The 21,213-nt window shown below is 64.6% G+C and carries 19 protein-coding genes; 17 read left to right on the forward strand and 2 right to left on the reverse strand.

Features of this window, described 5'->3' with window-relative positions; translation table 11 throughout:
- Positions 1 to 25 precede the first annotated feature (25 nt).
- Both EDE12_RS03490 and EDE12_RS03495 read left to right on the forward strand, forming a co-directional pair.
- A complete protein-coding gene (locus tag EDE12_RS03490; RefSeq protein ID WP_026599676.1) occupies positions 26 to 517 on the forward strand; it encodes a cytochrome c in 492 nt (163 codons plus the stop codon).
- A 30-nt stretch (positions 518 to 547) separates the two neighbouring features.
- Complete coding sequence (locus EDE12_RS03495) at positions 548 to 1,291, forward strand: cytochrome b/b6 domain-containing protein (RefSeq protein WP_018267507.1); 744 nt, start codon at positions 548 to 550, stop codon at positions 1,289 to 1,291.
- Between the two features lie 1,181 nt (positions 1,292 to 2,472).
- On the opposite strand, the gene EDE12_RS03500 is transcribed toward EDE12_RS03495, so the two are convergent.
- Both EDE12_RS03500 and EDE12_RS03505 read right to left on the reverse strand, forming a co-directional pair.
- Positions 2,473 to 2,877 (reverse strand): DUF1398 family protein, encoded by a 405-nt coding sequence (locus tag EDE12_RS03500; RefSeq protein ID WP_026599675.1) that lies wholly within the window; start codon positions 2,875 to 2,877, stop codon positions 2,473 to 2,475.
- A gap of 33 nt (positions 2,878 to 2,910) precedes the next feature.
- Positions 2,911 to 3,366, reverse strand: a complete 456-nt coding sequence (locus tag EDE12_RS03505; protein WP_024881595.1) for a MarR family transcriptional regulator — start codon at positions 3,364 to 3,366, stop codon at positions 2,911 to 2,913.
- A 181-nt stretch (positions 3,367 to 3,547) separates the two neighbouring features.
- Here EDE12_RS03505 and EDE12_RS03510 point away from each other — a divergent pair, with 181 nt between their 5' ends.
- The 15 genes from EDE12_RS03510 to rplL all read left to right on the forward strand — a co-directional run bounded on the left by EDE12_RS03510 (position 3,548) and on the right by rplL (position 21,102).
- Complete coding sequence (locus tag EDE12_RS03510) at positions 3,548 to 4,114, forward strand: invasion associated locus B family protein (protein WP_026599674.1); 567 nt, start codon at positions 3,548 to 3,550, stop codon at positions 4,112 to 4,114.
- Between the two features lie 238 nt (positions 4,115 to 4,352).
- Positions 4,353 to 11,999 carry a hypothetical protein gene (locus tag EDE12_RS03515; RefSeq protein ID WP_134187982.1) on the forward strand — a complete coding sequence of 2,549 codons (7,647 nt, stop codon included), beginning with the start codon at positions 4,353 to 4,355 and terminating at the stop codon, positions 11,997 to 11,999.
- 93 nt (positions 12,000 to 12,092) lie between these two features.
- On the forward strand, positions 12,093 to 13,490 hold the full coding sequence (locus EDE12_RS03520; protein WP_026599672.1) for a M48 family metalloprotease: 1,398 nt from the start codon (positions 12,093 to 12,095) through the stop codon (positions 13,488 to 13,490).
- 213 nt (positions 13,491 to 13,703) lie between these two features.
- Positions 13,704 to 14,192 carry a hypothetical protein gene (locus tag EDE12_RS03525; protein WP_134187983.1) on the forward strand — a complete coding sequence of 163 codons (489 nt, stop codon included), beginning with the start codon at positions 13,704 to 13,706 and terminating at the stop codon, positions 14,190 to 14,192.
- A gap of 33 nt (positions 14,193 to 14,225) precedes the next feature.
- Complete coding sequence (locus EDE12_RS21730; protein WP_157198955.1) at positions 14,226 to 14,384, forward strand: hypothetical protein; 159 nt, start codon at positions 14,226 to 14,228, stop codon at positions 14,382 to 14,384.
- A 286-nt stretch (positions 14,385 to 14,670) separates the two neighbouring features.
- Positions 14,671 to 15,672 (forward strand): 4-hydroxythreonine-4-phosphate dehydrogenase PdxA, encoded by a 1,002-nt coding sequence (gene pdxA, locus EDE12_RS03530; RefSeq protein ID WP_026599670.1) that lies wholly within the window; start codon positions 14,671 to 14,673, stop codon positions 15,670 to 15,672.
- A complete protein-coding gene (rsmA, locus tag EDE12_RS03535) occupies positions 15,669 to 16,532 on the forward strand; it encodes a 16S rRNA (adenine(1518)-N(6)/adenine(1519)-N(6))-dimethyltransferase RsmA (protein ID WP_026599669.1) in 864 nt (287 codons plus the stop codon). Before pdxA ends, rsmA begins: the two co-directional genes overlap by 4 nt.
- A gap of 33 nt (positions 16,533 to 16,565) precedes the next feature.
- Complete coding sequence (locus EDE12_RS03540; RefSeq protein ID WP_026599668.1) at positions 16,566 to 16,787, forward strand: hypothetical protein; 222 nt, start codon at positions 16,566 to 16,568, stop codon at positions 16,785 to 16,787.
- A 200-nt stretch (positions 16,788 to 16,987) separates the two neighbouring features.
- Positions 16,988 to 17,179: a preprotein translocase subunit SecE gene (secE, locus tag EDE12_RS03545; protein WP_024881587.1), complete on the forward strand. Its 192-nt coding sequence runs from the start codon at positions 16,988 to 16,990 to the stop codon at positions 17,177 to 17,179.
- A gap of 60 nt (positions 17,180 to 17,239) precedes the next feature.
- Complete coding sequence (gene nusG / locus EDE12_RS03550) at positions 17,240 to 17,770, forward strand: transcription termination/antitermination protein NusG (RefSeq protein WP_024881586.1); 531 nt, start codon at positions 17,240 to 17,242, stop codon at positions 17,768 to 17,770.
- A gap of 247 nt (positions 17,771 to 18,017) precedes the next feature.
- Entirely contained in the window at positions 18,018 to 18,446 is a 429-nt protein-coding gene (gene rplK, locus EDE12_RS03555; RefSeq protein ID WP_026599667.1) for a 50S ribosomal protein L11, read from the forward strand.
- 4 nt (positions 18,447 to 18,450) lie between these two features.
- On the forward strand, positions 18,451 to 19,155 hold the full coding sequence (gene rplA / locus EDE12_RS03560) for a 50S ribosomal protein L1 (RefSeq protein ID WP_024881585.1): 705 nt from the start codon (positions 18,451 to 18,453) through the stop codon (positions 19,153 to 19,155).
- A 230-nt stretch (positions 19,156 to 19,385) separates the two neighbouring features.
- The gene (locus EDE12_RS21735) at positions 19,386 to 19,592 is read left to right on the forward strand and encodes a hypothetical protein (protein ID WP_157198954.1); all 207 of its coding nucleotides are present in this window, start codon (positions 19,386 to 19,388) and stop codon (positions 19,590 to 19,592) included.
- Positions 19,593 to 20,150: 558 nt separating this feature from the next.
- Entirely contained in the window at positions 20,151 to 20,672 is a 522-nt protein-coding gene (rplJ, locus tag EDE12_RS03570; protein ID WP_024881583.1) for a 50S ribosomal protein L10, read from the forward strand.
- Positions 20,673 to 20,724: 52 nt separating this feature from the next.
- Positions 20,725 to 21,102, forward strand: a complete 378-nt coding sequence (rplL, locus tag EDE12_RS03575) for a 50S ribosomal protein L7/L12 (RefSeq protein WP_018267526.1) — start codon at positions 20,725 to 20,727, stop codon at positions 21,100 to 21,102.
- Positions 21,103 to 21,213: the final 111 nt, after the last annotated feature.

Consider the following 21,213-nt stretch of genomic DNA (forward strand, 5'->3'; position numbering starts at 1 on the left):
CAACCTCAGCATAAAAGGGACGATCATGAGTCTGTATTCGAAGCGCTCGCTCGCTCTCCTCGGCGGCGCGCTCATCGCCGGTTGCGTCGCTCTGAATTCCGCCTCCGCGCAGGCGCCCGGCCCCACGCCGGCGAAAATCGCGGTGGAGAATCGCAAGGCGGAATTCGTGCTGATCGGCAATTTCTTCCGCTGGTTCGGCGGCGTCGCCAGAGGCAACGCCCCCTATGACGAGGCGGAGGCCAAGAAGCGCTCCGAGCGCATCGCCTATATCGCCGGCCTGCTCGACGAATCCTTCCCCGACGTCTCCAACGTCGGCGAGCCGGACAGCAAGGCGAAAGCCGAAATCTGGAAAGAGAAGGCGGAGTTCGACAAGAAGCTCGCCAAGTTCAAGGAGGACGCCCATGTCTTCGCCGAGGCGATCGGCAAGGAGAAGGGCGCGACGGAAGCCTTCAAGACCGCGGTCGCCAATCTCGGCCAGGATTGCAAGGGCTGCCACGACTCCTACAAGGCGAAATAGTCAGGCCCAACGAGCGCGACGAGACGTAAGATGACGGTGATCGACAGGCCGCCCGAAACAAAGGCGGCGGACGCGCAATCGAAAGAAGAGCGTCTGGTGTGGGACTTGCCGGTGCGGCTGTTCCACTGGTCGCTCGTCGTTTCTTTCATCGGCGCCTATGTGACCAACAGGCTCGGCGTCGCCTGGTTCGATTGGCATGTCCGCTTCGGCTACGCCGTTCTCACGCTCGTCGCGTTTCGCGTGCTCTGGGGCCTTTTCGGCGCCAAGCACGCGCGCTTCGCCAGCTTCCTGCGGCATCCGCGGGAGGCGTGGCTCTATGGGCGAGGCCTGCTGCGCGGCCGCGCGCCGCTCTACGCCGGGCATAATCCGCTCGGCGCGCTGATGGTCGTCGCGCTGCTGCTCGGCCTATTGGCGCAAGCGACCATGGGCCTTTTCGCCAATGACGAGATTTTCAATGTCGGCCCCTTCGCCGGCGCGGTGAGCAAGGAGACGAGCCTGCTGCTCACCTCGCTGCACAGGAAGGGATTCTATGTGCTGGCGGCGGCCGTTTTCATTCATGTCGCGGCGGTGATCGCCTATGTGCTGGTGAAGCGCGAGAATCTCGTGCGCGCAATGGTCACGGGCTATAAGCGCGCCGAAACCGTGCATCCGAAGGACGAGATCGCCAGCTCTCGCCTGCCGCTGGCGGCGACATTGCTGCTCGTCGTCGCCATCGCCCTCGCCGCGCTCACCTCGATCGCACCGGTGGCCAGCGCCGGCGGCGATGGGTTTTGAGGAGCGGACGCGCGGCGCCTTCCGCTTAGTGTCGGTCCGAGGACAAGTTGAATCGGATGAATGGGCTGTGAGTCCAATAGAGGCGGCCCGATTCTCGCGGAGATCGCCGATGTGGACGTATGAAAATCGCGCGCGCTTATGATCGTAGCAAATTGTGCTACCCCAGCGACGTGACGGACACGGGTTCAGACCGCTGTTTTACACGAAGCAAAAGCGCCAACAGCTCCACTTCGTTCAGCATAGTAAGCCGCGGCGCCTATTCCCGTGTCGTAAATGTTATGTCGAACCCCACGAAATCGACTACTTACATTTATTTCGTAGTAGTATATATCATACTAGTCCGACTGATCGGATCCAAACAGACTCGTGTTGTTGAGAAAAAAGCGAAGTTTACATCAAAATGTCTCCGTTCGTGCTGTCTATATTGAGATATCACGGGTATCTGCTAAACACCGATCTTCGCATATTTCTATATGCTCCTAGCACGCAACACGCATAAATTCCAAAAAAAATGATATCTGCTCCTGCTGCAATATTTAATGTTATTAACCATCTAATGGACCCATCAGTAATATATGATTTGAACTTTTCATCAAACGCCGCGATCATGATCAAAGTCGCTAGTAAAAATAAAAGGCACACGCAGCCGACGACAAAAAACCATAGGCTAGGACCAAATAAAGAACGCTTGCGCACGACTTGCGCGTATGCATAAAAATAGGATCTAAAATTGCACACTATTTCATATAAATAAAATATAAATGTTGATATATAATATATAAATATAGTTATCTTAATATAAGACACGTCGATGTTTGTCGCCTGTTCGACGAGCCTCATCATAAATAATAACGCGCAAAGAATAGCTGTATTTAAATATAAGATTGAAAACAGGGTATTTCCTTTTTGTCTTGCGCGTTCTCTCATAGCGAGCACCATATAGTCAGCGAAATTGACGAGCGTGCCGCCTTGTAACATTGGTACATCGAGACTCCCCGCTCCCTATAATCGATCAGCGGCATTTTCTTCATACTGCGGAATCACAAGGCCGGCTCGGAAGCTTCCAACATCTTTAACACGGGAGCGTGCCGGTCGCAGAAAATATGAAGTGAAATCAAGCACGCTTAGGTGAGACGCGCGGGAAACGAAAAGCCCGCCGGAGGGCAGGCTCCCGAATCGCATCAGCGCTGAGGGAAGGGCTCGACATGCGTTTCCGCCGTGCGGCCGAAATAGACGGCGCGGCGCCCGGAGAACGACACCAGATAGCCTGCGCAACCGCCTGTCATGACCTTCTCGCAGAAACCGAGATAGGTGTAGCCCGAAGCCGAATGCTGCGCTTCCTCGATCGCTGCTCGCAGAGCCGCGCCGTTCAGCGCGGCGGCGATCGGCGTGTGATGGCGATGCGTCGCAAGGACGACGCTTTCGCCGTCGGGCAGATAATAGGTCGCCGTCGCGCGGCGAAAATCGATCGAATAGCTTTCGAATCCCGCCTGCATCAGCTTCCCGACAATTTCTGGAAAGCTCAGACTATTGCTCTTGGCCGCCCGCAGACAGTATTCGGCGACTTCGGATATTCCAGCGTCCATGGTTGCTCCTTCGGCTATTGGGGGGGAGGGCGTTCAATCGAGGGGCATTTTCGTCAGGCCCAGTCGCGCGACCGTTTCGCGCAAAATCCGCTCGAGGACGCGTCGGTCTTCGGCGGAGAGGCTCCCGAAGCACGCGATCTCATTCTCGTCGGCCAGGGCCGCCAGCTCGGGCACGAAGCCGGCGCCTTTGCTGGTGAGCCGCAGCGTTTGCGCGCGTCCGTCCACTTCGCTCGCTTCACGCATGACGAGCGCCTTGGCGATGAGGCGGTCGGCCAGCTTGGTGACCGCTCCCCGCGTCAGGCTCATCTCGCTGGCGAGCCGGCTGGGCGAGGTCGGCTCCCGCTCGTAGAGACTTCGCATCAGTCCCCATTCGGCGACCGTCACATCCTTGTCGGCGAGCTTTCGGGCGAAGCCGAGCGAGACGTGATTGGAGACTTGGCGCAGCCAGTAGCCGAGATGATCGGTGAGATCAGGGATGCGGGACGGCATGACGAGAAGGCTCTCAGTTACTTTCCTTGGAAACTATCTCGAGGCAATTTCCTAGTCAATTACCTTTGCCGCCGCGCCATGTTGGCAAGCTCGAGCGCTGCGCTACCTTGAGCGACAGCCGCGCCTAGGCTACCAAAGACCCAATCGCCTATCCGATCGTCTTCGCGCGTCGAGGCTCGTCATGGCACGTCCTATCGCATCGGCTCTCGTCCTGCTTCTGCAGATTTCCGTCGCCCATGCGCTGGACCGGCCGAGCGCGCGTGCGGCGGCGCCGGCAAAGGCGCCCGCCGCTTCTCCCGCAGGAGAGGCGCCGCGCGTGTTCGGCGATTGGCGGCTGCGTTGCCTGGCGGCCGGAGGCGGGCAGACGGCGCATCGTAGCTGCGAGATTTTGCAATCCGTCCTCGTCAAGGACAAGAGCGCGACGATCGCGGAAATCGCCTTCGGCAAGCCGGATGGCGCGCAAGGGCTCTCCATGACGATCGTCGTGCCGGTCGATGTCGCCTTTCATGCGGCGCCGCGCGTGACGGTGAGCGACGCCGATCCGCAGCGGGATGTTTCGCCAGCGTTTCTCTCGCCGAGCCGATTCTCGCCCGCTGGCGCGCCCACGACGGGATGGGACGCATCGCCTTCAAGAGCGCGGCCGGGCAGGATGCGGCGCTGCCTGTCTCGTTTCGCGGCCTCGCGCCGGCGCTGGATGCGCTTGCGCGGGAGCATTGACGATCTGTGGCATAATTGCCACAGCCGTTGAAATTCGCCGAGCGCGAGACAAAAAACAGAAATTCATAGAAACACTTAAGTAATTCACTTAGTAGGCGTTTCCGCCCGCTCCGCAGCCCCGCCGCTCGCTGGACGCGCAGCTGTGGCCTTGCTGCGCTCCCGGATCGAAAATAGAAATCGCACAACTGGAAATGCGCGAGTCGGCCCGCGTCGGCCTCGCTCGACGTGATTTTGTCGTTTGAATTTTGACGAGTTCTGGAGACTATCGAATGACCCGTTTGTCCGGCCGTCACGGCAATAGCGTGCGTTCCCCGTCCTCGGGCCTTTCGATCGGCAGTTCTCATAGAGGCGGGCTCCTGCTCGGCGTCTCGGCGCTCAGCATCGCGCTTTCCATGGGCCTTTCGCCGGCGCAAGCGCAGCAGGCGGGCGGGGCCGGCGGCAATCCGGGCGGCGGAACGGCGGGAACGACGAATAGCGCCGGAGTCGGAACGGCGGGCGGCAATGCGACCAACGCCGCGGGCGGCGGCGGTGGCGGTGGCGTCAACGCCAAAGGCGGCGCGGGCGGCGGCGGTGCGCCAGGCGGAACCGCCCCGGCCGGCGCTGGGGCGAATGGGCCTGCCGATCAAGGCGGCGGCGGCGGCGCGGGCGCCGCGACCGCCTTTACCTTTGTCGGCGCGACAGCCGTCGCCAACCTCGTGGGCAACCCCGGCGGCGCGGGCGGGGCCGGCGGCTCGGGAACGGGCTCCGGCGGCGGCGGCGGCGCGGGCGGCAATCTCGCCGTTATGACCGGCGGCGCGGGCGTGTTCAGCGGTGTCGCCGTCGGCGCGACGACGACGGGCGGGGCCGGCGGCAACGGCGGCTCGGCGACAGGAGCCGCCGGCAATGGCGGCGCGGGCGGCGGCGGCGGCTCGGCATTTCTGTTCACCGGCTCCGGGTCTGATGTGAATATCAATGGCGCGGCTGTCGGCGGGGCCGGCGGCGCCGGCGGAAAGAGCGCCTCTCTCTTCGGCAATGGCGGCGCCGGCGGCACGGGCGGCGCGGCTATTTCCGCTGTCGGGGCGCTCGGAACCGTGACCAATGTCGGCTCGATCGTGGGCGGCGCCGGCGGCGTCGGCGGGGTGACCGCCACCGGCGTCGGCGGGACGGGCGGGGCCGGAGGAGCGGGCCTTTCGGCGATCGCCGGCGGGACGATCGTCAACTCGGGAGCCATAAAGGGCGGCGCGGGCGGGCTCGGCGCCAGCGGCTCGGCCTCGGGCAATGGGGGCGCCGCGATCGTCGGCTCCGGTCTCACAATCACCAATTCCGGCGCGATCGCCGGCGGCGCAGCCGGCGGGGCGGGCGGCTCGGCCGGCGTCGCGCTCGATCTGTCCGGGACCAATCGGCTTATCACTCTGGGCGCTGGCGCGCTCTCGGGCGACATTCGCGCCAATGGCGGAACGCTGACGCTCGATCAGACCGTCGCGGGCGCCGGCAACGCCGCTTATGCGAATAAGATCGTGGATACGGCGGGCAATCTCAACGTCGTCGTCGACGCCGGCGCGAATGCGGTCACGCTGAGCAACGCCGCAAATAATCAATTCCAGACGCAGGTGAAGAGCGGGACGCTCTCGGTCGCCAATGCGGGGGCGCTCGGCGGCGGCGATCTCTCGCTCGTCGCCGGCGGCGTGGCGGCGCCGGCCTTCCAACTCGCCGCCGGCGCCAGCGCGCAGTTTTTGACCCAGAACGTCAAGATCGATCCCGGCGTCTCCGGAACCATCGGCGCCGGCGCCGGCTCGACACTGACCATCGCGCCCGGCGCGGGCAAGCAGCTGTCCTTGCAGGGCGGGGCCGGGACGACGGCGCATTTCGGATCGGCGACCAACACCGGAACCGTGGTTCTCGCGCCCACTCTCGCGACGGTCGCCAGTGCGGGCGCCGCTTCGGTGGACGGAGGGACGCTGCGGCTCGGCAATGCGCAGAGCGCGGGCGCAGTCTCGGGCCTGCAGGGCGGACTCAATGTCGGCAAGGACGCGACGACCGCGGCGACGCTCGACACCTATAGCTTCAGTTTCACCGCCAATAATCTGACGGGCTCATCCAAGGGCGTCATCACCAATAATGGCGGCGGCCTCGCCACGGTCACGACCAACAATTCCGTCGATACGACTTATTCAGGCGTGATCCAGGACGGCGTCGCCGGTCAGGTCGGGATCAATGTGAAGACATCGGGCGGCGTGCTGACGCTGGCGGGCGCGAATACCTACGGCGGCCCAACGATTATCGACTCCGCTGCGACATTGAAAGCCGGCACCGCCAACGCCTTCAGCCAAAAAAGTACGACCAGTGTTCTTGGAAAACTCGACCTCAACGGCTTCAACCAGACGATAGACACCATCTATCTCGCTGGCGGCCGCATTCGCAATGGGACGCTGACCAGCACCGATATAGCTGTCTCATCTTTCGGTGGAATTATCTCGGTTGGCGGCGCAGTCGAAAGCATCTCTGGCTCCACGGGCTTGAGGCTGACCGCGGGCACGACCAATCTCGAGGGCGCTAATACTTATTCCGGCGCCACATTGGTCGACGGTGCCACATTGCGGTTGAACAGCGCGAAGGGCCTCAGCGCCAATAGCGCGCTCACCGTCAATTGGGGCGGGACCTTCGATCTCAACGGATTCAACGCCACTGTCTCCGGCGTCGGCGGGCAGGGAACCGTCACCACCAATGGCGCCGCCTCGAAGCTGACCTTCGGCCTCGGCGCGGATTCGACCTTCGTGGGCCAGATGCGCGACGGCGCCGGCCAATTGTCGGCGCAGGTCTCGGGCGGCAAGACGCTGACCGTCACGGGGCAGAACATCTATTCGGGAACGACTCAGATCGACGCCGGTTCCGGCCTCGCCGTCGCCGCTGGCGGCGCAATCGGCACGGCCGCCAATCACGCCGGCGCCATCAATGTCGATGGAGCGCTGCTGATCAAGACCGGCGGCACGGTCGATGCGGGGACCAACAACCTCACCAATCAGGGAACCGTCACCATAGAAGCCGGCGGCCGCCTCACTGATGATCTCGTCAACAATGGAGTCGTCAACAACAGCGGCTTGGTGGCGGCGAATCTGCAGAACAATGCGGCCGGCACGGTGACCAACAAAGCCCCGACCGGCGTCTGGCAGGGCAATGTCGTCGCCAATAAGGGTACGATCGTCAATGAGGCGGGCGCCAATTGGATCGGCAATGTCAACGCCGGCGCCAATACCGGCTCCATCGACAATCGCGGCGCCTGGACCGGCAATGTCGGCAATAATCTCGGCCAGCTGAAGAACGGCGGAACGATCACCGGAACAGTCGCCAATTCCGGCGCGTTCGACAATCTTTCGGGCGGCGTTGTCTCCGGCCTGCTGACTCAGGCCGCCGGAACGACGACCAATGCGGGCGCGCTCGATGGCGGCGCTTCAGTGACCGGCGGCCTGCTGACCAATAATAATCAGATCATCGGCGCCGTCGCGGTCACCGGCGGCCGGCTCGACAATAATGCGACGATCTCCGGCTCGGTCGACAATTCCGCGACCTTCAACAACTACGCCGGCGGCAATGTCACCGGCGGGCTGAAGACCTCGGGAACGGCGACCAACGCCGTCGGCGCGACGATCAGCGGCGGCGTCGCTGTGACGGCCGGGACATTCACCACCAAGGGCGTGGTCAATGGCGGGCTGACCAATTCGGGAACGACCCAGGCGCAGGGCGCGATCAATGGGATTGTGAAAAATCTCGCTGGATCGTTCAACGTCACTGGCGATCTGAAGACCGATTCGGTGCAGAACTCGGCCGGCGCGACCGTCGATATTTCAAAGGGAACGGTCTCCGGCGCTTCAAGCTCCCTGACCGTGGACAACGCCGGCTTGATCATCGTCAGAGCTTCGGCGACGCTCACCGCGCTCGGCGGTGTGACCAACTCAGGCGCGATCTCGGTCTTGGTCGGCGGCAAGGTCAATGACGCGCTCACCAATACCGGCTCGGTTTTCAATTCCGGCATCTACAACGGCGATCTCATCAATTCCGGCGCTGCAGCGACGGTGACCAACCTAACGACAGGCCAGTGGACCGGAAATGTGCTGTCGAACTCGGCCGGTGCAAAGATCGTCAATCAGGGCGCGTGGTTCGGTAGCGTCTCCAACACGGGTGGCTCGATCACCAGTGCGTCGACCTGGATCGGAAACGCCGTCAATTCGAGCGGAACCATCGCCAATGGCGGCGTATGGGTTGGCGCGCTGACCAATGACGTCGCCGGAACCTTTCAGAATTTGTTCGCTTCCTCCACGCTCACAGGGCTGCTGACGACCTCGGGAACGGCGACCAACGCCGGCGTGCTGGACGGCGGCGCGCTCGTCCTCGCCGGAACGCTGACCTCGACGGGCACGATCAACAATGGCGCGACCGTCACCGGCGGAACGCTGACGACGAGCGGAACTGTCAATGGCGGCCTCAGCAATGGCGTCGCCGGCACGGTCTTCGCCGCGGGCGCGATCAATGGGCAGATCGACAATAGCGGCAAATTCACGCTGACGGGCGCGCTCGCCAATAATGGCTCGACCGTCAACAACAATGCCGGCGCGACGCTCGACGTCAATTCGAGAAGCTTCACCAACATCGGCGCGCTGAACAATAATGGCGCGATCACCATCGCCGGCGGCAGTCTCGCGGTGAATGGAACGCTCACGCAGGCCGCGGGCTCGATTCAGAATATCGGCGGCGCGATCGCCGCCAATGCGATCAACGAGACCGGCGGCCTCATCACCAATAGCGGGACCATCGGCGCGACGACGACCTTCGCGGTCAATGGCGGCGTTCTGACGAATAACGCCGGCGGCGTGGTGACGGCCGCGGCGCTCACCGTGGGCGCCGGCGGGACGATCAACAATAATGCGACGATCACCTCGGCCGCCGCGATCCAGAACGCCGGCCTCGTCAACAATAATAATGGCGGAACGCTGAACGGCGGCCTCGTCAATACGGGGACGCTCAACAATAATGCCGGCGCCATCCTCAATGGCGGGCTGACCAATAGCGCGACGGCGACCAATGGTGGAAGCGTCAATGGCGGCGTCGCCAATAGCGGCTCCTTCACGACGACGGGCGCCGTCACTGGCGGGCTGGTCAACGCCGCGGCGGGCGTGACGAAAGCGGCTGGCTCCATCGCCGGCGGCGTGACCAATACGGGCTCCTTCACCGTTACCGGCGCGCTCGCCAATGGCGCGGGCAATTTCGCCAATAATGGCGCGGGAACGCTCTTTGTCACCGGCGGTGACTACGCCAATATCGCCACTCTGACGAATAGCTCGACCGCCGCGACCGGCGTGTCGGTGTCGGCGGGCCGCACGCTCTCGGCGAGCAATGTGACCAACGCCGCTGGCGCGACCATCGCTAATTTCGGCGCGCTCGCTTCCGCAAATGTGATTCAGAACGCTGGAACGCTCAATAATTCCGGCGCCGTCACCGGCGGCCTGAATAATGCCGGCGCCTTTAATCAGCTCGCCGGCTCGCTGTCCGGCGGGCTGACCAATAGCGGAACGGCCAATGTCGCCGGCTCGCTCGCCGGCGGCGTGACCAATACGGGCTCCTTCACCGTCACGGGCGCGCTCGTCAACGGCGCGGGCAGCTTCGCGAATAATGGCGCCGGGACGCTGTTCGTCACCGGCGGTGACTACACGAATGTCGGCGCCTTCGTGAACAGCTCCACGGCGGCCACGGGCGTTTCCATCGCGGCCGGCCGCACGCTGAGCGCGACAGGCGTGACCAACAGCGCCGGCGCGACGATCGTCAATGCGGGAACGCTGGCCTCCACCGGCGCGGCGATCCAGAATGCCGGAACGCTGACCTCGACGGGCGCGCTCACCGGCGGCTTGAACAACACGAATCTCGCCAATGCGGCGGGCTCGATCGCCGGCGGCGTCGCCAACACGGGAACATTCACCGTGACCGGCGCGCTCGCCAATGGCGGCGGCGATTTCGCAAATGGCGGCGCGGGAACGCTCGCCGTCTCCGGCGGCGATTACACGGGCGTCGGCGCGCTGACCAACAGCTCCACCGCCGCGACCGGCGTGACGATCGCCTCCGGCCGCACGCTCTCGGCGACCAGCGCGACGAATAGCGCCGGCTCGACGATCGCGATTTTCGGCGGCGCGCTGCTGACGACCAATGGCTTCGTCAATCAGGGCAAGGTCAACGCCGCCGGAACCATCGGCGGCGGCGTGACCAATACGGGGACATTCAATGTCACCGCGGCGCTCGCCAATAATGGCGGCAAGTTCGACAATAACGGCAATGGCGCGCTCATCGTCGGGGCCGGCGACTACACCAATATCGGCGTGCTGACGAACAGCTCCGTCGGCGACGCGACAGCGGGCGCGCAGTTCCAGGGGATCGGCGTCTCCCTCGGCCATGGCCGCACGCTCGGCGCGACGAGCGTCGTCAATAATGCGACGATCGCGCTCGGCGACCGCACGACCAATTCGACGGTCAATTCCATCATCGCCGGCAATCTCACCAATAATGGAACGCTCGATCTCGCCGCGGCCAATCAGGTGGTCGCCAATGGCGCGACAGCGGCGGCGCTCGCCAATTCGCTCACCGTCAACGGCAATTACACGGGCGGCGGCGTGCTGAATGTGGCGGCGCGCTTCGCCGATCTCGGCGGACAGCGGGCCGGCGAGCTGCTGGTGAACGGCGCCGGCGCCGGCAATGTCACCACGGTGATCGTCAATCCGTTCCAGAATCAGACCGGCTTTTTCGCCAGCCCGATTCTGATCGCCAAGACCAACCCCGGCTCGACCTCGACATTCCAGCTCGGCAACGCCACCACCAGCATAGGCGCCGCGCAGGCGCTCAACACGGGCCTCGTGAGCTTCAACCTGCAGCAGCTCACCCCCGGCCAATGGTATCTCGTCCCCAATCTCGACACCGGATCGCTGTCGGCGATCGGCGGCAGCGTCGCCTCGGCGGTCGCTTCCGCGACCACCGGCTTCTTCCAGAGCGCCTCGGCCTTCGTGCAATCGCATCCCGACGCCAAGCCCAACGCCGTCGATTTCGGAATTTGGACGCGCGCCGCCGTCGGCCGTTCCGATCTCGCGAGCTCCTCCAGCGCGCCGACGGCCGCAGGCGGGACCGCCATCACCAATGAGAAGACGCGCACGCTCTACAGCGGCTATCAGGTCGGCCTCGACGCCTCGCTCTCCAACATAGAGAACACGCAGATCAACCTGCACGGCGGCGTGATGGCCGGCCAATATCTCTCCAATTCCTATGATCTCCTCGGCTCCGGCACGAGGACGCGTTTCGACGTGCCTTTCGTCGGCGTCTATGCGGTGGCGACCGGCTTCGGCTTCTTCGCCGATGTGCAGTTCCGTCACGACTTCTGGAACGCGGACATCACCAATTATCGCGCCGGCCTCAACGAGAAGCCGCTGGAGGGCCGCGGCTGGGCGGGCTCCGCCTCGCTCGGCTATCATTGGGATCTGCCCAATGATTGGTTCATCGAGCCCTCGGCCGCGATCAATGTCACCAGCGTCGATTTCGATCGGCTGCAGGTGGCGGCGGGCACGACGCCGGCCTATCTCGTCCTCGACACGGTGCGCTCGACTCTCGGCCGCGTCGGATTGCGGGCGGGAACCTCCTTCGTCCTCGACAATAAATACGCCTTCCAGCCCTTCGCCTCGGTCAGCGGCTGGAACGAGTTCGAGACCAATCTGAAGGAGAGCTTCCAGCAGAACGTCACCTATGTGCCGATCTCCGTGTCGCGCTCCGGCGCTTTCGCGCAATTCGGCCTCGGCGTCTCGGCGCAGATCATCGACACCGGCTGGGTCGGCTTTGTGCGCGGCGATTATCGCACCGGCGAGAAGCTGACCGGCGCCGCGCTCAATGGCGGCGTGTCCTATCGCTTCTGAGCGGCCGCGCCTTTTCTCGCACGAGGCGGAAGGAGAGCCTTCCGCCTCGTGACGCGGTTTGCCTTCCGTCCTGGCTTACGCCACTCTCCGCCCATGGATCGCAAAAGCGGCAAGCGGCGGACGCTTCTCACCGGTCTCCTGATCTTCGCGCTCTGCGCGCCCGCGCGCGCGGAGGAAGACGGCCCGCGCGTGTCGATCATCCGCGACGCGGAGATCGAGCAATTATTGCGGGACTACACCGCGCCTGTGCTGAAGGCGGCGGGGATTCACAGCGAGGCGGCCAAGATCATTCTGGTCGGCGACCGCTCCTTCAACGCCTTCGTTGCCGACGGGCAGAAAATCTTCGTCAACACGGGCGCGCTGATGGAGGCGAAGACGCCCAATGAGATCATCGGCGTACTCGCGCATGAGACCGGCCATATCGCCGGCGGCCATCTCGCGCGCGGGCGGCAAGAGCTTGCCAAGGCCACCATCCTCTCCGTCGCCGGAATGCTGGCCAGCGCCGGCGCCATGGTCGCGGCGCGCGGCGCCTTCAATCGTCGCGACGGGCAGGTGGGCATGGATTCGGCCGGCGCCGTCGGAATTTTGCTCGGCCCGCAGGAGGCGGTGAAGCGCTCGCTGCTCGCCTATCAGCGCGGCGAGGAGCAGGCCGCCGATCGCATGGCGGTGCGCTTCCTCACGGCGACGCATCAATCCGCCAAGGGCATGCTGGAAGTGTTCAACCGCTTCGCCAGCGAATCCTTGTTCAAGACCACGGCGATCGACCCATATCTGCAATCGCATCCGCTGCCCAATGAGCGCATCTCCAATCTCGATCAGGCCGCCAAGCAGTCGCCCTATTTCGACGTCCCGGATTCGCCGGCGCTGCAGGCGCGTCACGATCTGATGCGCGCCAAGCTCGTCGGCTTCATGGGTAATTCCGGCGAGGCGGCGCGGCGCTATCCGATCTCCGATCTTTCGTTGCCGGCGCGCTACGCCCGCGTCATCGCCGACAATCGCTTCGGCCGGCTGGAGGATGCGTTGCGCGGCGCCGACGCGCTCGTCGCGGCCGATCCGAAGAACCCTTACTTTTGGGAGCTGAAGGGGCAGATTTTGCTCGAGGCCGGCCGCGCCAATCAGGCCATCGCGCCTTTGCGCAAGGCGGCGGCCATCGCCGGGCCGGCGGCGACGCCGATCCGCGTGCTGCTCGGCCATGCGCTGGTCTCGGCCGACGATCCCAAGCTGCTGAACGAGGCGGTGAGCGTGCTCGCCAACGCCACGCAGCGCGACGAGGACAGCGCCGACGCCTGGGAGTTTCTGTCCATGGCCTATTTCCGCAAGGGCGAGAACGCCAAGGCGCAGCTCGCGGCGGCCGAGGGCCTCTTCGTCGCCGGCAAATATGTCGAGGCGCGCACGCAAGCGACGCGCGCCCAGGCGCAGTTCAAGGAAGGCACGCAAGGCTGGCTGAAGGCGGATGATATATTGACCTATCGGCCGCCGGGGAGCGAGTGAAGAGGCGTTCGACGCAGGATTTTTCGACCGCGACATCAACATGCCGAGGGCGGGTAGCGGGTCGATCTGAAGTTCGCCAATGCGCCAGGAGCAACCCTTTCAACAGCGCCACTTAATAGCTATCTTGTCGAGCGCCGACGGCGCTGGCTGGTAGGAAACTCAAGAGCTCTAAACTTGCCACAGCGCGCGCCGACGTGTGTCAGTTTCGGGTGGATGATGGACGGCGATCCAGCAGGACAGAAGGGCAGACGCTTATTAGTGTCTCTGACGCACGACGATCATATGCGCGGCGTTGGCAGATTCTTGCTCGCCGCCGTGGGCTTGGTCGTTTTCAACGCGCTTATCGGTCTGTTCGATCCGTATCGAACCATTGACGCTCGCATCACGAAGGCGGAACAGCTTTGCGACTACTACCGCCCGAAAATTACGAATGGCTGGCCACAAGAGCGGGATCACAAACCCGTGCCGCCGGGCTCGATCCCCTGCGACTTGGCCAGTGAGCGCGAACTTGATCGAACATCCGAATTTCCGGTCAAGAGATATTTTGTAATGTTCGTCGATTACGTGTCGCCCGCCGACGGAAAAAACTATTTGCAGCGAATTCAGATTCCAGCGGAACAACTGCCGCCGAATGTTAATCTTGGCATGACGATTCGGGTGTCTGCCTCGACGACCGATCCGTATTCTGTGCGTGGCCAGTAACAGGTCCTTTTCCGAGTCAATTTTGATTGTGAGATGGTCGTTCTTGCCCTCGTGGATCTCGTTGTCGCTCGTCTGGCTTGGGCGAAACTTCTCGTCGATGTGGCGGTGGAGGAGGTCGCGGCCGGTGGAGCAATGACGCTGGACGAGCATCTCTCGCAACTCGACGCTCTGGTCCGCGCCGAGGCGTGCTGAAGGCGCGTCTCTTTGTCGCGTGAAAGGCTCGAGGTTGCGCGAAAGGCCAATGTCGATCTGGCGAGAGTTCTCGCCTATCTCGATGGCGTCGCCGGACCTCCGACTGTCGGCAAACACCGCGGCGTCTTTGAACCCTCTACCGGCGGATCGCCGACCATCCCGCGACGCAGAACCGCATTGAGTGGATAGGGGTGGTTTCGCCTTTCGTCGTGATCTATCGGTATCTCGAAGGCTAGGACTTCGTGACCGCGGGAAGGTTTCGCCCGCGCAAGCTCGGGACGACAGATTGACCAGACTCCCCCTCGCTCTCACCCAGGGCGACCCTTCCGGCATCGGCCCGGAGCTGACGCTGAAGGCCTATGCCGCGCGCAAGGCGCGGGCTCTGCCGCCTTTCTTCGTGCTCGCCGATCCGGCGCAGCTCGCGCGGACGGCGGCGGCGCTCGGGCTCGAGATCGCGCTGCGCGAGGTCGCGCCGGAGGGGGCGGCGGCGGTTTTCGACGCGGCTCTGCCGGTCGTGCCGCTCGGGCTTTCGGTTCGAGGAGTTCCCGGCGCGCCCGAGCCCGCCGACGCGGCGGCGACGATCCTCTCCATAGAGCGGGCCGTCGAGCTGGTCGCGGAGGGAAAAGCGCGCGCGCTCGTCACCAATCCGATCGCCAAAAACGTGCTCTACGCCGCCGGCTTCGCGCATCCGGGCCATACGGAGTTTCTCGCGGCGCTGGCGGAGCGGCGGTTCGGGCGCCCCTTCCGCCCGGTGATGATGCTCTACGCCGAGGAGCTCGCCGTCGTTCCGGCGACGATCCATGTCGCGCTCGCCGAGGTTCCGCGCCTGCTCACCCGCGAGCTGCTGGTGGAAACCGGGGTGATCGTCGCCGCCGATCTTTCGTCCCGCTTCGGCCTCGCTTCGCCGCGCCTCGCCTTCGCCGGGCTCAATCCGCACGCCGGCGAGAGCGGCGCCATGGGCCGCGAGGAGATCGACGTGATCGCCCCCGCCGTGGCCGAGCTGCGCGCGCGCGGGATAGACGCCACCGGCCCGCATCCGGCCGACACCATGTTCCACGCCGCCGCCCGCGCGCGCTATGACGTCGCCATCTGTCCGACGCATGATCAGGCGCTGATCCCCATAAAGACGTTGGCCTTCGATCGCGGCGTCAATGTCACGCTCGGCCTGCCCTTCGTGCGCACATCGCCGGACCATGGCACGGCTTTCGACATAGCCGGGAAGGGAGTCGCCGAGGCGACGAGCGTCATAGAGGCGATCCGCCTCGCCGACCGAATGACGGCGCGATGATCGACGATCTGCCGCCATTGCGCGAGGTGGTCGCGCGCCATGGGCTGATGGCCAGCAAGGCGCTCGGCCAGAATTTTCTTTTCGACCTCAACCTCACCGCCCGCATCGCTCGCGCCGCCGGCCCGCTCGCGGGCGCGACCATCGTCGAGATCGGCCCCGGTCCCGGCGGCCTCACCCGCGCGCTGCTCGCCGAGGGGGCGGGGCGCGTCATCGCCGTGGAGCGCGATTCGCGCTGCATTCCGGCGCTGCGCGAGATAGAGGCGCGCTATCCTGGGCGGCTGGTCATCGTCGAGGGCGATGCGCTGGCGCTCGATCCGGCGGAGCTGGCGCGGCTGCACGGGCTCGGCGGGCCGGCGCGGATTTGCGCGAACCTTCCCTACAATATCGCCACCGAGCTGCTGGCGCGCTGGATCGAGGCGGAGCCTTGGCCTTCCGTCTTCGACCGCTATGTGCTGATGTTCCAGCGCGAGGTCGCCGAGCGCATCGTCGCGACGCCGGCGCAGCGCGCCGATTATGGCCGCCTCGCCGTGCTCTGCGGATGGCGGACGCGCTCGCGCATATTGTTCGACCTCTCGCCCTCGGCCTTCACGCCGCCGCCCAAGGTGACGTCATCCGTGGTGGAGCTCATTCCCAATGCGTCGCCGCTGCCTTGCGATCCGAAGCTATTGTCGCAGGTGACGCGCGCCGCCTTCGGCCAGCGCCGCAAAATGCTGCGCCAGAGCCTGAAATCTCTGCCGAAGCCGGGCCTGGACGTGACCGCGCTGCTGGCGCGGGCGGGCATAGAGGAGACGCGCCGCGCCGAGGAGATCGACATCGGCGGATTCGTCGCATTGGCGCAGGCTCTGGCTGTCCTATCTTGACTCTGCGGCGCCTATCTTCGAGGAGCGGCAGTAATGGCGAAATTCTATTTTGCGGCGGTGGAGACCGAGGAAGGCCTGCGCGCCGAGCTCAAGATCGCAACCCCTTATTCGCTGGCGGCGGATGTCTTCGATCCGAGCGAGAGCTTCGCCGATTATGAGGCGAAGCTGGACGGCGCTCTGCGCGAGCTGGAGCGCACGCGCGACGAGGCGCGCGCCTGGTTCGCCAAGCATAATGGCGCGTCGGCGGCTGGGTGAGCAGGCGGGCGGCTCCGGGCTCGGAACCGCGTTTTCCCGGGGGCCTGAATTTCCGCTTGGCGGCCCCGCCTTACTCGATTATAAGCACCAGATGCGTGGCGCGCGGCCTGGGGTCTCGCGCCGCGACTGTTTTGTGGCGGTCCCGATGAGTCCCGTGGCCGCGGTCCTCGGCTCGGTGAAACATCTCGGCTCGGTGAAGCATGGCCAATCCGTTTCAGTTCCTGCAAGAAGTGCGCTCGGAAGCGAGCAAGGTCGCGTGGCCGACCCGCCGCGAGACCCTCATCACCTCCGGCCTGGTGGTCCTCATGGTGCTGGCCGCGAGCATTTTCTTCGTCGTCGTCGATCAGGGGCTGCGACTCGCCGTGGGCATGCTGCTGCGGATCGGCCAGTAAGGCCGAGGAACCCGCCGGCGCGCCGATCGTCGAGAGCGAAATTTTGGAGCTTGTCGCGCCGTGAGCATGCGCTGGTATATCGTCCACGCCTATTCGAACTTCGAGAAGAAGGTCGCCGACTCCATTCGCGAGGGCGCCGCGCAGCGCAATCTCTCCGATCAGTTCGAGGAGATTCTCGTGCCGACCGAGCAGGTCATCGAGGTGCGCCGCGGCCGCAAGGTCAGCTCGGAGCGCAAGTTCTTCCCCGGCTATGTGCTGGTGAAATGCGACCTCTCCGACCAAGTGTTCTCGCTCATCAAGAACACGCCGAAAGTGACCGGCTTCCTCGGCGCAGACAATAAGCCGATGCCGATCAGCGAGGCGGAGGCGATGCGCATCAAGGGCCAGGTGGCCGATGGCGTCGAGCGCCCCAAGCCCTCCATCTCCTTCGAGATCGGCGAGACGGTCCGCGTGGCCGACGGCCCCTTCGCCTCCTTCAACGGCGTGGTGGAAGAGGTCGACGACGCCCGCTCGCGGCTCAAGGTGGCCGTGTCCATCTTCGGCCGGCCGACTCCGGTGGAGCTGGAATTCGCGCAGGTGGAGAAGGTTTGACGATTCCACGAATTCCCTCTCCCGCTCGCGGGAGGGGGTGGCCCGACGTAAGCCGGGTCGGGTGAGGGCGCTTCGAAAGTCCTCACCGTCGCGCATTCGCGCGACGCCTTCTCTCGCGAGCGGGAGAAGGAAAAAGCCGTGGCGGGCGCGCCCCTGTCGCCAGGGGGATCACGCGTCGGACCACGAACTGCAACCGGCGGCTCGGGACGCGGAAGCGTGTCCGGCCGCTCAATGTTGGAGATGAGACATGGCGAAGAAAATCGCCGGCTACATCAAGCTGCAAGTGCCGGCGGGCGCGGCCAATCCGTCGCCGCCGATCGGTCCCGCGCTCGGTCAGCGCGGCCTCAACATCATGGAATTCTGCAAGGCCTTCAACGCCAAGACGGCGCAGATGGAGAAGGGGACGCCCATCCCCGTCATCATCACGGCCTTTCAGGATCGCTCCTTCACCTTCGAGCTGAAGCAGCCGCCGGTCTCCTACTTCCTGAAGCAGGCGGCGGGCGTCAAATCGGGCTCGAAGACGACTGGACGCGGTTTCGTCGGCCAGGTCACACGGGCGCAGATTCGCGAGATCGCCGCGAAGAAGATGCAGGACCTCAACACGACGTCGGTCGAGTCGGCCGCGTCGATGATCGAGGGCTCCGCCCGTTCCATCGGCCTCGAAGTGGTGGGGTGAGATCATGGCCCATATCGGAAAACGCATCGCCAAGGCGCGCCAGGCCGTCGAGCGCACCAAGCTCTACCCGGTCGACGAGGCGATCAAGCTGGTTCGCGCCAACGCCACCGCCAAATTCGACGAGTCGATCGAGATCGCGATGAATCTCGGCGTCGACCCCAAGCATGCGGACCAGATGGTGCGCGGCGTCGTCAACCTGCCGAATGGCACCGGCCGCACGCTGCGCGTCGCGGTCTTCGCCCGCGGCCCCAAGGCCGATGAGGCCAAGGCCGCCGGCGCGGATATCGTCGGCGCCGAGGATCTCGTCACCATCGTCCAGGGCGGCACGATCGAGTTCGATCGCTGCATCGCCACCCCGGAGCTGATGCCGCTCGTCGGTCGCCTCGGCAAGGTGCTCGGCCCGCGCGGCCTGATGCCGAACCCCAAGGTCGGCACGGTGACGATGGACGTCGCCGGAGCGGTGAAGGCCTCCAAGGGCGGCGCCGTCGAGTTCCGCGTCGAGAAGGCCGGCATCGTGCAGGGCACGGTGGGCAAGACCTCCTTCGAGGAGGGCAAGCTCGCCGAGAACATCCGCGCCTTTGTGGATGCGGTGGCCAAGGCCAAGCCTGCCGGCTCCAAGGGCACCTATATCCAGCGCGTGGCGCTCAGCTCCACCCAGGGGCCTGGCGTCAAGGTGGATGTGGCGACGCTCGGCGCGACGCAGGCGTGATGCGAGGCGGCGGCCGCTGGGCCGCCGTTTTCTCCCCGGCGGGGCGGGGCGCGGCCCCTCTCTCCGGCGAGAGATTAACGATGTTTTTGCGCCTTTCTATTAATCAATTGTTAACTGTGAATTCCATGCTAAGCTCAGTGCAGCTTCCGTTATTGCTCGAGGTCGTGAAGATCGGCGGGCGCGTTTCGGAAAATTTGCGTAGATCGCCGATTTTTAAGAAAGTCGTGTGGATGTTCACTGAGCAAAGCGCAGGACGCAACGCCGGCTATCGCCTGAATTCTGGCGACGAAGGCGCTTTCCATCTCATCTCCGACCGCATGTGCAAGGCCCTCGGCCATACGCTGATCGCCCTCATCGTCGCTGGCGGCTTCGTCAAGCTGGCCTATGTCGAGGCCGGCGAGGCGGTGAGGCGCGGCCGCCGCGGAGCGCGAGCCTGAGCGCAGCACGCAGGCGGGCCGAGCGGTCGCCTTCGGCCGCGCCGGGGCGCAGCGAAGATTCCACTTGGCAAGAGCGTTGGCCGTCGTTAAATAAGGCCCCTCGGGGTCGGCCAGCGTTCGCGACCCCATTTTCAGATATCAGCTTCCGTCGAGCTCGATTCCCGATACGGGGACAGGGCGAGACGGTGGATAGGCCGGCGGACCCGGGGGAGATTCCTCGCGTCCCGTCCGGCCATGTCCTGTCCGAGACTGCCGGCGCCTGTCCGAGGCTCACCCCGAGGACGGCTCAATCGGCTCGCTGGACGGCGGAGCCCTCCGCCCCCGACGAGCGGCCTGCATAGACGGGGAAGACCGGAATTGTAGGGCCGGCGCGGCGCTTTTCAAAGCTCGCGCGCGGTCTTTCGAATTTGGTTGGCGCCCCTCTGATCCGAGGCGAGGCCGTTTCGGCCCTCAGCCGAGGGGACAGGATCTACGGCGCCGTCGCGCCCGCCGCTCCCGCGGCGATGCGACGGCTCATCGCAACGGCGGGGCTCGTCCCCGCTCGAGGAGAGAGCAACCGTGGACAGAGCGGAGAAAAAGCAAGCCGTCGCGGCGCTGAACGAGGTCTTTGCGAAGACCCCGGTCGTCGTCGTGGCGCATTACTCCGGCCTGACCGTCGCCCAGATGCAGAAGCTGCGCAAGCAGGCTCGTGAATCTGGCGCTTCCGTTCAGGTCGCCAAGAACCGCCTCGCCAAAATCGCTCTCGACGGCACGAGCGTCGCCTCCATCGGCCCCCTTCTGAAGGGGCCGACCCTGATCGCCTATTCGGACGATCCGGTGGCGGCGCCCAAGGTGGCCGCAGCCTTCGCCAAGGATCACGACAAATTCGTCATCCTCGGCGGCGCGCTCGGCGCCCAAGCCCTCGACCCCGACGGTGTGAAGTCGCTCGCGACTCTCCCGTCGCTCGACGAACTGCGCGCAAAGCTCGTGGGCCTCATCCAGGCTCCGGCGACCAAGATCGCGCAGCTCACGACCGCTCCGGCTGCAAAGCTGGCGCGCGTGGTCCAGGCCTATGCCGACAAAGACGCGAACGCGGCCTGATAGGCGGCGCATATCCAACCAAGCAGAACCGAATTCGAAGGACTGAAGCAAGATGGCTAATCTCGAAAAGATCGTCGAAGACCTGTCGAGCCTGACCGTGCTCGAGGCCGCCGAGCTGGCGAAGCTCCTCGAGGAGAAGTGGGGCGTTTCGGCCGCCGCGGCCGTCGCCGTCGCCGCCGCTCCGGGCGCGGCCGCCGCCGCGGCTCCGGTCGAGGAGAAGACCGAGTTCAACGTCATTCTGGCCGCGGCCGGCGACAAGAAGATCGAGGTCATCAAGGAGGTCCGCGCGATCACCGGCCTCGGCCTCAAGGAGGCCAAGGATCTGGTCGAAGGCGCTCCCAAGCCGGTCAAGGAAGGCGCTTCCAAGGACGAGGCCGAGAAGATCAAGGCCGCTCTCGAGAAGGTCGGCGCCAAGGTCGAGCTCAAGTAAGACGAAAATTCCCCTCTCCCGCTTTATGGCGGGAGAGGGTTTTCGGCACGGATGACCAGGAGCGAATGGCGAATAGCGAATAGCGAATAGACAGGATCCTCTATTCGCTAT

Source organism: Methylosinus sp. sav-2 (genome assembly GCF_004366495.1).
Taxonomy (GTDB): domain Bacteria; phylum Pseudomonadota; class Alphaproteobacteria; order Rhizobiales; family Beijerinckiaceae; genus Methylosinus.